The following is a 14,764-nucleotide window of genomic DNA, read 5'->3' as shown; positions in this document are numbered from 1 at the left end:
GCGTTTAACGCAACGACGAGGCGAGCACCCTTTTCGCGCACATCGTGCGCTCCTACGTGGTGGGGGTGCGGGTGGGGGTGCGGGTCAGGTGGTGGGTGTGGCGGGCGATTTGTTCGTCTTCCTGCGTGACGACGGTGCGTGAGGCGAAGTCGCCGATCCAGCGCAGGCCGGCGAGGATCGCGTCGCGGGTCACTTCGTCGTGTTCGCCGATGCCGCCGGTGAAGACGAGCAGGTCGATGCCGCCCAGCGACGCGACCATGGCGGCGACATGCTTGCGGGCGACATGGACGAACACGTCCTGGGCCAGCTTCGAGGCTGCACTGTCCGTGGCGTGCAGCTTGCGCATGTCGCTGGTGCCGCCGGAGAGTCCTTTCAGGCCGGCCTCGCGATCGACCAGCGTCTCCAGCGCATCGGCGTCGTAACCGCGCTCGCGCATCAGGTACAGCAGCACGCCCGGGTCCAGGTCGCCCGGGCGCGTACCCATCACCAGGCCGCCGGTCGGAGTGAGGCCCATCGTGGTGTCGACGGAGCGACCGTCGCGGACGGCGCACAGGCTGGCACCGTTGCCCAGGTGCGCGATGACCACGCGCGAGGGCAGGTCGTCGCCGAGCTGCCGCACGATGGATTCGTACGACAGCCCATGGAAACCGTAGCGTTCGATGCCGCCCTCGCGCAGGTCCGCCGGCAACGGCAGGGTTTTCGCCACCGCCGGCATCGATGCGTGGAAGGCCGTATCGAAGCAGGCCACCTGGGACAGGCCCGGGAAACGCATCGTGCATTGCTTCACCAGCGCCAGTGCTGGCGGCACGTGCAGCGGTGCGAAGGCACACGCCTGTTCCAGGTGTTCCATCATCGCCGCGTCGATCCGCGCGTGCTTACGCACGTTCGGACCGCCGTGCACGATGCGATGGCCGATGGCATCGGGCGCGGGCAGGTCGTGTTCGCGCAGCGCCGCAAGCACGGCGGACAGGGGATCGTTATCCGCCGCGCCCTCGGTCTGCCCCGTCAACAGCGCCTCGCACCGATCGCCGTCGACACGATAGAGGCCGTATTTCAGCGACGACGATCCGGTATTGAGCGCCAGCACGTGCCCGGGCCGGCTCACGCGGCGGTCTCCTCGGCCTTCCATTGCCAGTCGCGGACCTCGGGAAGATCCTGCCCGTGCTCGCTGACGTAGAGCTTGTGCCGCTGGATGTCGGACCAGTAGCGCTGCTCGGCCTTTTCGCGCTCGCCGGCCAGGCGGGGAATGCGCTTGATCGCATCCAGGGCCAGCTGGAAGCGGTCCATGTTGTTCAGCACCATCATGTCCAGCGCGGTCGTGGTGGTGCCTTCTTCCTTGTAGCCGCGCACGTGGATGTTGTCGTGGTTGTGCCGGCGATAGGTCAGCTTGTGGATGATGCCGGGGTAGCCGTGGAAGGCGAAGATCACCGGCGTGTCCTTGGTGAACAGGTCGTCGAACACGTCGTCGTCCATGCCGTGCGGGTGCTCGTCGGGCTGTTCCAGCGACATCAGGTCCACCACGTTGACCACGCGGATGCGGATGTCCGGCACGTACTCGCGCAGTAGCATCACGGCCGCCAGCACTTCGACGGTGGGAGCGTCGCCTGCGCAGGCCATCACCACGTCGGGGTTATCCACGCCGCGGCTGGCCCACTTCCAGATGCCGGCGCCGGCCGCGCAATGGCGGATCGCGCTTTCGATGTCCAGCCACTGCCAGTCGGGCTGCTTGCCGGCGATGATGACGTTGACGTAATGGCGGCTGCGCAGGCAATGGTCGGCCACGGACAACAGGCAGTTGGCATCCGGTGGCAGGTAGATGCGCACGATCTCGGACTTCTTGTTGGCCACGTGGTCGATGAAACCCGGGTCCTGGTGCGAGAAGCCGTTGTGGTCCTGGTGCCACACGTGCGAACTGAGCAGGTAGTTGAGTGACGCGATCGGCGGCCGCCACGACATGGTGCGGGTGACCTTCAGCCACTTCGCGTGCTGGTTCATCATCGAATCGATGATGTGGATGAAGGCCTCGTAGCACGAGAACAGCCCGTGTCGCCCCGTCAACAGGTAGCCCTCCAGCCAGCCCTGGCACTGGTGCTCGCTCAGCACCTCCATCACGCGACCGGCTGGCGACAGGTCTTCGTCCACGGCCTCGCGCCCGGCCATCCAGGTCTTGCCGCTGGCCTCGTACACGGCCTGCAGGCGGTTGGACGCGGTTTCGTCGGGGCCGAACAGGCGGAAGGTCTGCATGTTCTGGCGCATCACTTCACGCAGGAAGGCGCCCAGCACCGCGGTGGCGCCGGCCTTGTGGTCGCCGGGTGTGCGGACGTCCTCGGCGAACGTGTGGAAGTGCGGCATGTGCAGCTGCTTCAGCAGCAGGCCGCCGTTGGCATGCGGGTTCATGCCCATGCGGCGCCGGCCGGTCGGCGCCAGCGAGGCGAACTCCTCGCGGAAACGGCCGCGCTCGTCGAACAGCTCGTGCGCGTCGTAGCTCTTCATCCAGTCTTCGAGAATCTTCAGGTGCTCATCCGAGGTGAAGTCGGCGATGGGCACCTGATGGGCACGCCAGGTGGCTTCCACCGGCTTGCCGTCCACGTTCTTCGGACCGGTCCAGCCCTTGGGGCTGCGCAGCACGATCATCGGCCAGCGCGGCCGCACGGCGTCCGCCGCATCGTCCTTGCGCGCGTCGTCCTGGATGCGCTTGATCTCGTCCAGGCACGTATCCAGCGCCGCCGCGAACGCCTGGTGCATCGGCTCGGGCTCATGGCCCTCGACGAAGTGCGGCTCGTAGCCGTAGCCGCGCATGAGGTCGCGCAGTTCGTCCGGATGGATGCGCGCCAGCACCGTGGGGTTGGCGATCTTGTAGCCGTTGAGGTGCAGGATGGGCAGCACGGCGCCGTCGCGGGCCGGGTTGAGGAACTTGTTCGCGTGCCAGCCGGTGGCGAGCGCGCCGGTTTCCGCCTCGCCATCGCCCACCACGCAGGCCACTACCAGGTCGGGATTGTCGAACGCCGCGCCGAACGCGTGCGACAGCGAATAGCCCAGCTCGCCGCCTTCGTGGATGGACCCCGGCGTTTCCGGTGCGACGTGGCTGGGAATACCGTAAGGCCACGAAAACTGGCGGAACAGTTCGCGCATGCCCGCTTCGCTGCGGTCGATATGCGGGTAGACCTCGGTGTACGAGCCTTCCAGGTAGGTGTGCGCCACCACGCCGGGGCCGCCGTGACCCGGACCCATCACGTAGATCATGTCCAGGTCGCGTTCGACGATCACGCGGTTCAAGTGGGTGTAGATGAAGTTGAGGCCGCTGGTGGTGCCCCAGTGGCCGAGCAGGCGGTGCTTGATGTGCTCGCGCCGGAGAGGCTGCTCCAGCATCGGATTGTCGCGGAGGTAGATCTGGCCCACGGTGAGGTAGTTGGCAGCGCGCCAGTAGGCGTGCATGCGGCGTAGCAGATCGGGCGCAAGCGTCTCGGTCATGGAGGCTTCCAGGCGACGGGGGTCTCCCGGAAGGCTAGGCGCGTGGGGATTGCCCCGGCGTGAAATGAACCGCCTTCAGGAGCTTGCGGGCCGCGACCAAACGCCGCTCACGCCCGGCGGGCGATCAATCGTGCGAGCCCAGTTCGCGGGTGCTGCGTTCGAGCACCGTCATGCCGTCCTCATGCAGGCGTGCATGGCGCGCGTCTTCGGATGGCTGACGCAGCCGCTCGCGCTCGGCGATCTCCTGCGAGACGGAGGGCCGGCCGGGCGAGACGGCTTTCTGGACGATGCCGGACGCGCCACTCAGCGGTGGCAGGGCCGGTGGGGCGGTGGGCTGCACGGCCACCGGCGATAGGGCGTGCACGACACCGGCGGCGGATGCCGAGCCATAGGCGGATGGCGTCGCGTTGGCCTGGGGCGGGCCTTCCGCCGCGCCGCCCGGCGGCGCGGGGGGGGCGTCGTGGCGCGTGACCGTGCGCCAGACGAACAGGGCGAGCAGACCGGCGATGGCGAATGCCAGCAGTGCTGGTCCGAGCCAGGAGGGCACGCCCGTCGCACTGCGGCGTGGGGCGGCGGATAGCCGCTCGCCGCGCGCCGCCAGCGCCGTATCGGCGCGCTCGGGCAGCTTGAGCATCACGCGGAGCATGTCGCCGTCGACCAGTTGCAGCCGGGGCTGGCGGCGCATGAACGCCATGGCCTCGCGGCTGTAGCGGCCACGGGTGACGAACACGCCGCGGCTGGCGGCTTCGTTGAGCATGTTGCCGAGCAGTCCGTTGACGTCGGCCAGTTGCACTTCCTCGGCGTCCCAGTGCTTGCACTGGACGAGCACGGTCTCGCTGCCGCGGCGCAGGCGCAGGTCGATGCCGCCTTTCGGGACCTGCAAGGGGCGGAAGGCGTTATGGCGCTCGACGTGGTAACCCTGGCCACGGTAGTACTCGGCAAGCAGGTGCTCGAAATCCTGCCAGATGAGGCGCGCGAGGGCATCGCCTCCGGTGGACGGAGTCTGTCGTGCCGCAAACATCGTTCTGGAGCGTCCTGCCGGGGGAATCAGACCGATATTATACCCGGTCGGCGATGGCGGTATCCGCGTCCATCAGGCGGTCCACCGCGCGTGCGACCTCTGCGTCGCAGGCGTCCGGGTGCACCACGACGCACACGGCGTGGGTCATGTCCACGTGCACGGTGACGAGGATCAGGCCTCGGCCGTATGCGCGGTGCGCACGAACGCCTGACAGTCGACGAGCCGGGCCTGCGTGAAGGTCGGATCCGGGCCGGCCAGGAGGACGGCGTCGGCCTCGGCAAGGCCGTTCTCCGCCAGTACGTCCAGCATCGCCACGCGGCTGGCGGCGAGCAGTGCACGGCCCAGGGGCGTGCGTGCGCCCGCGTCGGCCGGGTCGGCGCGTTCGGCCAGCGCCTGGACCACCCGTGAGGGGAAATCCCAGTGGCGTGCCGCGTGCAGCGACAGGCGCTCCATCTGCTGGGCCAGCGCCGCGACGAAACGGCGGCTGTAGGCAGGCGCGGCCGGGCCATGTTTGTCCAGTTCGGCCAGGATGGCCTGGGCGCCGGTATGGCTGACCAGCCCCGCGAGGAAGGATTCGAACGGATCGCAAGTGCCTTCACCCAGGTGGGCGCAGGCGCGGGCACAGCGCTCGGCGTGCTCCCACAGACGATCGCCCGCCTGCTGCGCGGCGCCTTCGCCGGTGCGCAGGATGGGGCGCATCACCAGTTGCATGACCACGCGGCGAAGGCCGTCGTGGCCGAGCAGGGTGATCGCCTGGGGCAGCCCGGTCACCGCCTTGGCCGGCCGGAAGAACGCGCTGTTGGCTACGCGGATGACTTCGCCGACCAGCACGGTATCGCGGGCCACCTGCTCGGCCAGCATGCGGCTGTCGCTGGCGTCGTTGCGCAGCGCGCGCATCAGCTGCGGCACCACGGCAGGCAGGCGCGGCAGCAGGGTCACGTCGAAGCGCTCGCCGCCGAAGGCCTCGCGCAGTCGACGCAGGAGCGTCTGCTCATGGGCACTCATGCCCGGGTCCGGCGAGCATGCTGCGCCCAGTACCAGGCGGTAGAAGCGGTCTTCCACCTCGTCGGCCGGGAGCGCGCCGGCCGGGGCATCGACGGGCGCGACCGGGGTGCCGACGGCGACGGGCGCCACGGGCATGGACAAGGCGCGCGCGTCCATCGCGGGAGCGACGCCACGGTTGCCGAACAGCTTGCGGAAGAACCGGCCGATCACGGATGCCTCTGGGGAGGGGAGGTAAGACGTACAGTATATGGCGGCCGCGTCACGAAGGACTTGAGCGATACACTCTTGCGATGGAAGCGCTGCCACCCAGCCGTATCGTCCTGCCGCGCGGTGCCTGGCCGTCCGTGCTGGATTTCCTGTGCGAACGGTTTCCGGCGATCGGTCGCGAGGCATGGATCGAACGCATGGCGCGCGGGGCGGTCGCGTTGGACGGTGTGCCCCTGGACCGGCTGACGCCTTACCGGCCCGGCGGCGTACTGACCTACCACCGCGAGGTGGCCGACGAGCCGGTCATCCCGTTCGTCGAAGGCATCGTCTACGCCGACGACGATATCGTGGTGGCCGATAAACCGCATTTCCTGCCCACCATGCCCGCCGGCCGTTTCGTCGAGCAGAGCCTTTCCGTGCGGCTGATGCGTCGCCTGGGCAATCCCGCGCTGGTGGCGCTGCACCGCCTGGACCGGGGCACGGCGGGGCTGGTGGTGTTCTCGGCGCGGCCGGACACGCGCGATGCCTACACCCGGCTGTTCCGCGAGCGGCGCATCGTGAAGACCTACGAGGCGCTGGCGCCGCCGTTGCCGGGCGTGGCCATGCCGCATGTGCGGGAAAGCCGGATCGAGCGGGGCGAGCCGTTCTTCCGCGTGGCCGAAGTGCCGGGCACGGCGAACGCGTGCACGCGGATCGAGGTGCTGGCGCGTGGCGCAACGGTCTGGCGCTACCGCCTGCAACCGGTCACCGGTCGCAAGCACCAGTTGCGCGTGCACATGGCGGCCTTGGGGGCGCCCATCCTGGGCGATCACGTCTACCCGGACCTGCGCGACGAGCCCGCCGGTTTCGACCAGCCGCTGCGCCTGCTGGCCCGGGAACTCCGCTTCGTCGATCCGCTGACGGGGCAGGAGCGGGCGTTTCTAAGCAACCTTTCACTCGATCTTCCGTAGCGGCGGGCGCAGACTTACGCCTTCTTCGTTACCTCCACCCGGATGACTTCCGCTCCCGGCTTTCGCACCGTCGCCCTCATCATCGCCAGCGCGATGTTCATGGAGCAACTGGACGGCACCATTCTCGCCACCGCGTTGCCGGCCATGGCCGAGTCGTTCGGCGTGTCGCCGTTGCACATGAGCGTGGCGCTCACCTCGTACATGCTCAGCCTGGCGGTGTTCATTCCGGCCAGCGGGGCCATCGCCGACCGCTACGGCTCGCGCAACGTGTTCCGCGCCGCCATCGCCATCTTCACCATCGGCTCCATCCTGTGCGGTATCTCCGGCAGCCTGCCGCTGCTGGTGCTCTCGCGCCTGTTGCAGGGTATCGGCGGCGCCATGATGGTGCCGGTGGGACGCCTGGTGCTGCTGCGCTCGGTGGCGAAATCGGAACTGGTCAGTGCCATGTCGTGGCTGCTGGTGCCGGCGCTGATCGGCCCGGTGATCGGGCCACCGCTGGGCGGGTTCATCGTCACCTGGGTGTCGTGGCGCTGGATCTTCTACATCAACGTGCCGATCGGCCTGGTCGGCATGTGGCTGGCGTCTCGGTACATTCCCGATATCCGCATCCCGGACAAGATGCGCTTCGACAAGCTGGGTTTCGTGCTGTCGGGCGTGTCGCTGTCCTGCCTGGTGTTCGGCCTGGAAATGGCCAGTCGCGGGGTGACGTCCGTGCTCGGTTCCACCGGGCTGATCGTGGCCGGTATCGTGGTCGGTGCGGTCTACGTATGGCATGCACAGCGCGTGACCCATCCCATCCTCGACCTGTCGCTGATGCGTTTTCCCACGTTCCGCCTGTCGGTGATCGCGGGGTCGCTCACGCGCATTACCGCGGGCTCGGTGCCGTTCCTGCTGCCGCTGATGATGCAGCTGGGTTTCGGCATGTCGGCGGCGCACAGCGGCGTCATCACCTTCGTCTCCGCGCTGGGCGCCATGCTGATGAAGGCGACCGCCGCACCGGTGCTGCGCCGCTGGGGGTTCCGCGCCACGCTGGTCTGGAACGGCGTTTTCTCGATGTGCTGTGTGGCGTTGTGCGCCGCATTCCGGCCCGACTGGCCGCTGTGGATCATCTACGCCGTGCTGCTGATGAGCGGGTTCTTCCAGTCGTTGCAGTTCACCGGGTACAACACGGTGGCGTATGCGGACATCCCCAGCGAACGGTTCTCCAGCGCCACCAGTTTCTACACCACGTTCCAGCAGCTGATGCTGTCGCTGGGCATCTGCGTCGCCGCCGCGGCGCTGCATGCGTCGGTCACCTGGCACGGCCGCGAACATGCGTTGCTGCCGGATTTCAGCGTGGCGTTCCTGGTGGTCACGTTCGTTTCGGTGCTCGCCGCGCCGGTGTGCCTGCTGCTGCCGAAGAATGCCGGTGCGGAAATGAGCGGTCACCGCGCGCGGTGACGTTATCCTGGATCGCGGCTTCGTCGATGGGTTAGGTCTTCTTCGCGTGGTTGGTTTTTCGCGCACATCGTGCGCTCCTACATCCGGGGTTTACGGAGCCTTGTAGGAGCGCACGATGTGCGCGATCCACGATCCCCCGCACGATCGACGTTACGGCAACGCCACCGGATGGCTCACCCAAGACCCCACCATCCCCGGCATCGCCGCCAGCTTCCGCGCCTGCGCGACAAACGGCCGGCGGGCGATTTCCACGGCGCCCATGCTCAGCAGGTGGTCGTTGGTCACCTGCGCGTCCAGGAGCGGAAATCCCCAGCCGTGCAGCAGCTGGCACAATCCGGCCAGGGCGACCTTCGATCCACCGCTGCGGGCGCTGAACATCGATTCGCCGCAGAACAGACGGCCCACGGCCACGCCGTAGATGCCGCCGACCAGCGAGCCGCGGTCCCATACCTCCACGCTGTGCGCGTGGCCGCGGCGGTGCAGTTCCTCGTAGGCGGCGATCATCGCCGGTCCGATCCACGTGCCGGGCTGGCCATTGCGCGGGGCCGCGCAGGCGCGCATCACGCGCGAGAACGAGGTGTCGGCGGTCAGCCGCCAGTGGGACGTGTCGAGCTGCTTGCGCAGGCTGCGGCTGATGTGGATGGCGTCGGTGTGGAATACGCACCGCGGGTCCGGCGACCACCACAGGATCGGCTCTTCCTCGTTGTACCAGGGAAACACGCCCTGGGCATACGCGGCCAGCAGGCGTTCCGCCGACAGATCGCCGCCCCAGGCCAGCAGGCCGTTCGGCTCCGTCAGCGCGGTTTCCGGCGCGGGAAACAGGGCGGGGCGCAGGGGATGCAGCTGGGGCAGATTGATCATCGGTCCGCGTACGGCGAATGGGCCATGAGTTCGTCCCTGTAGGCCTCGCGATGCGTCGCCTCCTGGACCAGCGCCGCGGCCACCGCCTGGCGGAAGCCCTCGTGCGCGATGTAGTGGCGCGAGTGGGTCAGCGTGGGCAGGAAGCCGCGCGCCAGCTTGTGCTCGCCTTGTGCGCCGGGCTCGAAACGCGCGATGCCTTCACGGATCGCGTACTCGATGCCACGGTAGTAGCACAGCTCGAAATGCAGCCCGGAAAGCTCGACACTGGCGCCCCAGTAGCGCCCGTACAGCGCGTCGGCACTGCGCAGGAACAGCGCCATCGCCACGATGTCCGTGCCGTCACGTGCCAGGGCCACCTGCACGCTGGCGCCCATCGTATGCCCCAGGTACTGGAAGAAGCGGGCGGTGAGCGCGGCGTGGTTGCCCTTCATGTCGAAGGTCAGTTCGTAGAGCGCGTGGATCTGCCGCCACTCGGCGTCGCCCAGCGTGTCGCCGCCGCGCATCTCCAGCGTGAGCCCCGAAGCGGCCGCGTGCGCGCGTTCCTGGCGGATGTTCTTGCGTTTCTTCCGGGCCAGGGCGGCGAGGAACTCGTCGAAATCCGTGTAGCCGCGGTTGTGCCAGTGGAACTGGTAGTCGGCACGGGCCAGCCAGCGGTCGTCGAAGGCGGGCAGGTCGGCCTCGGCGAGGAAGTTGGCGTGGATCGAGGACAGGCCCAGGCGGTCGGCTTCATCGACCAGCGCGGCGGTCAGCCGGTTGCGATTGATCTCGGCGTCGAGGCCCTCGCGCACCAGCAGGCGCGGCCCGGGCACGGGCGAGTAGGGCGCGGCGACCAGCAGCTTGGGGTAGTAATCGCCGCCGGCCCGCTCCCAGGCCGCCGCCCAGCTGAAGTCGAAGACGAACTCGCCGTGCGAGTTGCCCTTGAGGTAGGTCGGGGCCGCCGCGACCAGCCGCCCGCCGTCGAGAATGGCCAGGTGGTAAGGCCGCCACCCATAGTCTTCACGCAGGCAGCCCTTGGCCTCCATGCCGCTCAGGAACGCGTGCGACACGAACGGGTTGCCGTCGGGTACGAGCGCGTCCCAGTCGGCGGCCGGGATGCCGCCGAGCCCGTCGAGGAAACGGATCTCGCTCATGCGGGGCAACGCCCCGCGCCGGCCGCGCGGGGCGACTCCATCACGTCAGCAGGTGCTGCTGGTCGAGCCAGCGTTCCGCATCCAGGGCGGCCATGCAGCCGAAACCGGCCGAGGTGATCGCCTGGCGGTAGACGTGGTCGGCCACGTCGCCGGCGGCGAACACGCCGGGCACCGAGGTGGCCGTAGCCATGCCCTGGGTACCGGACTGGATCTGGATGTAACCGTCCTTCATCTCCAGCTGGCCTTCGAAGATGCCCGTGGCCGGGGTGTGGCCGATGGCGACGAAGAAGCCCTGGACGGCCAGGTCGCGCGTGGCGCCGGAGTTCACGTCCTTCACGCGCACGCCGTTCACGCCCGAATCGTCGCCCAGCACCTCGTCCACCTGGTGGTTCCACAGCAGTTCGATCTTGCCGGCGGCCGCTTTCTCGAACACCTTGTCCTGCATGATCTTTTCCGCGCGGAACTTGTCCCGGCGATGGACCAGGTAGACCTTGCGGGCGATGTTGGCCAGGTATAGGGCTTCTTCCACGGCCGTGTTGCCGCCGCCGACCACCACCACGTCCTGGTCGCGGAAGAAGAAGCCGTCGCAGGTGGCGCAGGCGGACACGCCGCGGCCCTTGAACTTCTCTTCCGAGGCGATACCCAGGTACTTGGCCGTGGCGCCGGTGGTGATGATCAGGGCGTCGGCGGTGTACTCGCCGCTGTCGCCCTTGAGCCGGAACGGGCGGTTGCCCAGGTCCACGCTGTGGATGTGGTCGAAGACCATCTCGGTCTCGAAGCGCTCGGCGTGCTCGGCCATGCGCCGCATCAGTTCCGGACCCTGCACGCCCTTCTCGTCGCCGGGCCAGTTGTCCACCTCGGTGGTGGTCATCAGCTGGCCGCCCTGCTGCAGGCCGGTGACCATCGTCGGCTTGAGGTTGGCGCGCGCCGCGTAGACGGCGGCCGTGTAGCCGGCGGGGCCGGAGCCGAGGATCAGCAGGCGGCTGTGCTTGGGGGTGCTCATGTATAATCCTTGAGGTTTGCTGCGGCGTGTTTCAGTCGTACCGCTGGCCTCTTGCGGCAGGTTGCTCAGGCCGTGTCGAGGTTGCGCGAGATCGTTGTCGACCCGGAAGAATGGGGAAGACGGGGGTGCGATTCAAGACGTTCGCTTCATTGATGCTGCCGGCGTGTCCCCACACGGCGGCTTTTGTTCCGTCACGACTTCCTTCGGTTCATTCAGGATCATCCTCAGATGCGCATCGGTATCCCTTCCGAAACCAAGACCCTCGAAGGCCGCGTGGCCCTCATCCCGGCCGCCGCCGCCGACCTGGCCCGCCGTGGCCATGAGGTGTTCATCCAGTCCGGTGCCGGCACCAAGTCCGGCTACTCGGACGCCGACTACTCGGCCCTGGGCGTCACCGTCCTGCCGGACGCCGCCGCCGTCTACGAGAAGGGCGAGCTGATCGTCAAGGTGAAGGAGCCGATCGAGGGCGACCTCAAGCTGCTGAAGAAGCACCACCTGCTGTTCTGCTACCTGCACCTGGCCGCCGAGCCGGCGCTGACCCGCGGCCTGCTGGACATCGGCCTCACCGGCATCGCCTTCGAGTCGGTGGACGAGAACGGCGTGCTGCCGCTGCTGCTGCCGATGTCCGTCATCGCCGGTCGCATCGCCACCCAGATCGGCACCACCCTCCTGCACCAGCCCAACGGCGGCAAGGGCAAGCTGCTGGGCGGCATGGCCTCCACCCCGCGCGGCAAGGTCGTGGTGCTGGGCGCCGGCGCGGCCGGCGGCAACGCCGCGGCCCTGGCGGCCCAGGCCGGTGCCAACGTGGTGGTGTTCGACAAGCGCCAGGACCGCCTGGCCGAGATGATGGCCATGGGCCCCAACGTCACCGCGCTGTATGCCTATGAGTCGTCGGTGGCCGAGGAAGTCCGCAACGCCGACATCGTCGTCGGTGCCGTGCTGATCCCCAGCGCCAAGGCCCCGCGCGTGGTCACCGAGGACATGGTCAAGACGATGGAGAAGGGCTCGGTGCTCGTCGACATCTCGATCGACCAGGGCGGCTGCTTCGAGACCTCGCGTCCGACCACCTGGAAGGAGCCCACCTACGACGTCCACGGCGTGACGCATTTCTGCGTGACCAACATGCCGGGCGCGGTGCCGCAGACCTCGTCCACCGCCATTTCCGCCGCCATCCTGCCGTACGTGCAGCGCCTGGCCGCCGGAAATGCCTGGCGCGACTACGCCCCGCTGGCCGCGGGCATCAACATCGAGGGCGGCAAGCTCGTCCATCCCGCCCTCCAGGGCATGGCATGATGCCCAAAACCCGATCCGAGGTCGTCTGCTAAGTGGCGCGTAGCGCGAAAGTCGTCAAGAAACAGGCCAGGACGCAGATCAAGGCCCAGCGCGAGGGCTTGAGCGACGAGCTCAAGCGCCGCCTGCGTGAAGCGGGAGCCCTGCTGGTGCTCCCGCTCGCGCTGTACCTGCTCGTCTGCCTGATCAGCTACAACGACCAGGACCCGAGCTGGGGCCACATGGGGGTTGCCGAGCACGCCACCAATTTCGGTGGCGCGGTCGGCGCCAACATCGCCAACCTGCTGCGTTACATCTTCGGCCTGGTCTCGTACTGCTTTCCGCTGCTGCTGCTGGCCCTGGGCGTGCAGGTGATCCGCCAGCGGGGCGAGCGCCACGTCGCCCCGTGGGAGCCCTCGCTGCGCCTGATCGGGTTCGTGTTCTTCTTCATCACCGGCCCCGCGCTGGTCTACCTGAACGTCGATTCCCCCGTGCTGCCGGAAGGCGCGGGTGGCATCGTCGGCAAGTGGGTCGGTCGCGGCGTGCATGCCGCGTTCGGCGACAAGGGCGCGCCGCTGTTGTTGCTGGCCGTGTTCCTGATCGCCGTCACCCTGGCCACCGGCCTGTCCTGGTTCCGCCTGATGGACGTGACGGGGCAGGGTGTGGTGCGGCTGGGCGGCTGGTTCGGCGGCAAGATGCGTCGTGCGCCCGATGTGATGGCCGCCCGTACCGCCCGTGCCGAGCGCGAGGTGGTCAAGAAGGCGGAAGCGGTCAAGCAGGCCAAACGCGAGCCGGTGCGCATCGAGACGCCCACGCCGATGGTCGTCAAGAGCGAGCGGGCCACCCGCGAAAACCAGATTCCCCTGTTCACCGGCGCGTCCATCGAGGGCGAGATTCCGCCGTTGTCGCTGCTGGACGAAGCCCCGCCGCAGGGCCCCGGGTACTCCGAGGAAACCCTGGAGGTGCTGTCGCGCCAGGTCGAACTGAAACTCAAGGACTTCAAGGTCGAGGCACGCGTGGTCGGGGTCTATCCCGGTCCCGTCATTACCCGCTTCGAGCTGGAGCCCGCCGCCGGCGTGCGCGGCAGCCAGGTATCCAGCCTGGACAAGGACATCGCCCGCGGGTTGTCCGTGGTCAGCGTGCGCGTGGTGGATGTGATTCCCGGCAAGAACGTCATCGGCCTGGAAATCCCCAATACCAAGAAGCAGATCGTCTACCTGTCGGAGATCCTCCGTTCGGAGCGCTACGACCAGGTGAAGTCGCCCCTGGCGCTGGCGCTGGGCAAGGACATCGGCGGCAAGGCCGTGGTTACCGACCTGGCCAAGATGCCCCACCTGCTGGTGGCCGGCACCACCGGCTCCGGTAAATCCGTGGCGGTGAACGCCATGGTGCTCAGCCTGCTGTACAAGTCCAGCGCCAAGGACGTGCGCATGATCATGATCGACCCGAAGATGCTGGAGCTCTCGGTCTACGAGGGCATCCCGCACCTGCTGGCGCCCGTGGTCACCGACATGAAGGAAGCCGCCAACGCGCTACGCTGGTGCGTGGCCGAGATGGAGCGCCGCTACAAGCTCATGGCGGCGGTGGGCGTGCGCAACCTGGGCGGTTTCAACAAGAAGGTGAAGGACGCCGAGAGCAGCGGGCAGCCGTTGCTCGACCCGCTGTTCCGCGCCAACCCGGACATGCCCTCGATGAAGGCCGATCCGCTGGAGCCGCTGCCGCACATCGTCATCATCATCGACGAGTTCGCCGACATGATGATGATCGTCGGCAAGAAGGTGGAAGAGTTGATCGCCCGCCTGGCGCAGAAGGCGCGTGCCGCGGGCGTGCACCTGATCCTGGCCACGCAGCGCCCCTCGGTGGACGTCATCACCGGCCTGATCAAGGCCAACATCCCCACGCGCATCGCGTTCCAGGTCTCGTCCAAGATCGATTCGCGCACCATCCTCGACCAGTCCGGCGCGGAGGCCCTGCTGGGCCACGGCGACATGCTCTACCTGCCGCCGGGCACGGCCACGCCCGAGCGCGTGCACGGCGCCTTCGTCGACGACCACGAGGTGCACAACGTCGTGGAATGGCTGCGCGCGCAGGGCGCCCCGAACTACATCGAGGGCGTGCTGGAAGAAGTGCAGTCCACCGCCGACGGCAAGATCATCAACGACGCCGGCCTGCCGCAGGATGCCGACGGCGATGGCGACAGCGACAACGCCCTCTACGACCGCGCCGTGCGCGTGGTGACGGAAACGCGCCGCGCGTCCATCTCCGGCGTGCAGCGCCACCTGCGCATCGGCTACAACCGCGCCGCCCGCCTCGTCGAACAGATGGAGCAGGACGGCATCGTCAGCGCGCCCCAGCACAACGGCAACCGTGAAGTGCTGGCGCCGCCGCCGCCCAAGGATTGATCCCA

The 14,764-nt window shown here is 68.2% G+C and carries 11 protein-coding genes; 4 read left to right on the top strand and 7 right to left on the bottom strand.

The window, feature by feature from the left end; translation table 11 throughout:
- Positions 1 to 52: 52 nt before the first annotated feature.
- The 4 genes from ACVKN3_RS07795 to ACVKN3_RS07780 all read right to left on the bottom strand — a co-directional run bounded on the left by ACVKN3_RS07795 (position 53) and on the right by ACVKN3_RS07780 (position 5,707).
- Positions 53 to 1,105, bottom strand: a complete 1,053-nt coding sequence (locus ACVKN3_RS07795) for an acetate/propionate family kinase (RefSeq protein WP_354516570.1) — start codon at positions 1,103 to 1,105, stop codon at positions 53 to 55.
- Positions 1,102 to 3,471, bottom strand: coding sequence for a phosphoketolase family protein (locus tag ACVKN3_RS07790; RefSeq protein ID WP_354516572.1), 2,370 nt, complete (start codon positions 3,469 to 3,471; stop codon positions 1,102 to 1,104). Before ACVKN3_RS07790 ends, ACVKN3_RS07795 begins: the two co-directional genes overlap by 4 nt.
- A gap of 124 nt (positions 3,472 to 3,595) precedes the next feature.
- Positions 3,596 to 4,492 (bottom strand): restriction endonuclease, encoded by an 897-nt coding sequence (locus ACVKN3_RS07785; protein ID WP_354516574.1) that lies wholly within the window; start codon positions 4,490 to 4,492, stop codon positions 3,596 to 3,598.
- Positions 4,493 to 4,663: 171 nt separating this feature from the next.
- Positions 4,664 to 5,707, bottom strand: a complete 1,044-nt coding sequence (locus ACVKN3_RS07780) for an HDOD domain-containing protein (RefSeq protein WP_354516576.1) — start codon at positions 5,705 to 5,707, stop codon at positions 4,664 to 4,666.
- Between the two features lie 80 nt (positions 5,708 to 5,787).
- Here ACVKN3_RS07780 and ACVKN3_RS07775 point away from each other — a divergent pair, with 80 nt between their 5' ends.
- Both ACVKN3_RS07775 and ACVKN3_RS07770 read left to right on the top strand, forming a co-directional pair.
- The gene (locus ACVKN3_RS07775; protein WP_354516578.1) at positions 5,788 to 6,654 is read left to right on the top strand and encodes a pseudouridine synthase; all 867 of its coding nucleotides are present in this window, start codon (positions 5,788 to 5,790) and stop codon (positions 6,652 to 6,654) included.
- Positions 6,655 to 6,696: 42 nt separating this feature from the next.
- Entirely contained in the window at positions 6,697 to 8,094 is a 1,398-nt protein-coding gene (locus tag ACVKN3_RS07770; protein ID WP_354516580.1) for an MFS transporter, read from the top strand.
- A 150-nt stretch (positions 8,095 to 8,244) separates the two neighbouring features.
- Here ACVKN3_RS07770 and aat read toward each other — a convergent pair whose 3' ends face one another.
- The 3 genes from aat to trxB are packed head-to-tail and all read right to left on the bottom strand — an operon-like array spanning position 8,245 to position 11,088.
- Complete coding sequence (aat, locus tag ACVKN3_RS07765; RefSeq protein ID WP_354516582.1) at positions 8,245 to 8,955, bottom strand: leucyl/phenylalanyl-tRNA--protein transferase; 711 nt, start codon at positions 8,953 to 8,955, stop codon at positions 8,245 to 8,247.
- Entirely contained in the window at positions 8,952 to 10,085 is a 1,134-nt protein-coding gene (locus tag ACVKN3_RS07760; RefSeq protein ID WP_354516584.1) for a GNAT family N-acetyltransferase, read from the bottom strand. Before ACVKN3_RS07760 ends, aat begins: the two co-directional genes overlap by 4 nt.
- A 40-nt stretch (positions 10,086 to 10,125) precedes the next feature.
- Entirely contained in the window at positions 10,126 to 11,088 is a 963-nt protein-coding gene (gene trxB, locus ACVKN3_RS07755) for a thioredoxin-disulfide reductase (RefSeq protein WP_285405415.1), read from the bottom strand.
- Between the two features lie 228 nt (positions 11,089 to 11,316).
- Between trxB and ACVKN3_RS07750 the strand changes: the two genes are divergently transcribed.
- Both ACVKN3_RS07750 and ACVKN3_RS07745 read left to right on the top strand, forming a co-directional pair.
- The gene (locus tag ACVKN3_RS07750; RefSeq protein ID WP_354516586.1) at positions 11,317 to 12,381 is read left to right on the top strand and encodes an alanine dehydrogenase; all 1,065 of its coding nucleotides are present in this window, start codon (positions 11,317 to 11,319) and stop codon (positions 12,379 to 12,381) included.
- A 32-nt stretch (positions 12,382 to 12,413) separates the two neighbouring features.
- Positions 12,414 to 14,759 (top strand): DNA translocase FtsK, encoded by a 2,346-nt coding sequence (locus tag ACVKN3_RS07745; RefSeq protein ID WP_081916661.1) that lies wholly within the window; start codon positions 12,414 to 12,416, stop codon positions 14,757 to 14,759.
- Positions 14,760 to 14,764 lie beyond the last annotated feature (5 nt).

Source organism: Luteibacter sp. PvP120, assembly GCF_054055715.1.
Note: the sequence above shows the minus strand (reverse complement) of the source record. Positions and strands in the feature narration are given on the sequence as shown.

Bases quoted from the DNA above. Each gene is read 5' to 3' on its own strand.
- ACVKN3_RS07750 (WP_354516586.1), top strand. From the start codon at position 11,317: ATGCGCATCGGTATCCCTTCCGAAACCAAGACCCTCGAAGGCCGCGTG.
- aat (WP_354516582.1), bottom strand. From the start codon at position 8,955: ATGATCAATCTGCCCCAGCTGCATCCCCTGCGCCCCGCCCTGTTTCCC.
- ACVKN3_RS07760 (WP_354516584.1), bottom strand. From the start codon at position 10,085: ATGAGCGAGATCCGTTTCCTCGACGGGCTCGGCGGCATCCCGGCCGCC.
- ACVKN3_RS07770 (WP_354516580.1), top strand. From the start codon at position 6,697: ATGACTTCCGCTCCCGGCTTTCGCACCGTCGCCCTCATCATCGCCAGC.
- ACVKN3_RS07785 (WP_354516574.1), bottom strand. From the start codon at position 4,492: ATGTTTGCGGCACGACAGACTCCGTCCACCGGAGGCGATGCCCTCGCG.
- trxB (WP_285405415.1), bottom strand. From the start codon at position 11,088: ATGAGCACCCCCAAGCACAGCCGCCTGCTGATCCTCGGCTCCGGCCCC.
- ACVKN3_RS07775 (WP_354516578.1), top strand. From the start codon at position 5,788: ATGGAAGCGCTGCCACCCAGCCGTATCGTCCTGCCGCGCGGTGCCTGG.
- ACVKN3_RS07790 (WP_354516572.1), bottom strand. From the start codon at position 3,471: ATGACCGAGACGCTTGCGCCCGATCTGCTACGCCGCATGCACGCCTAC.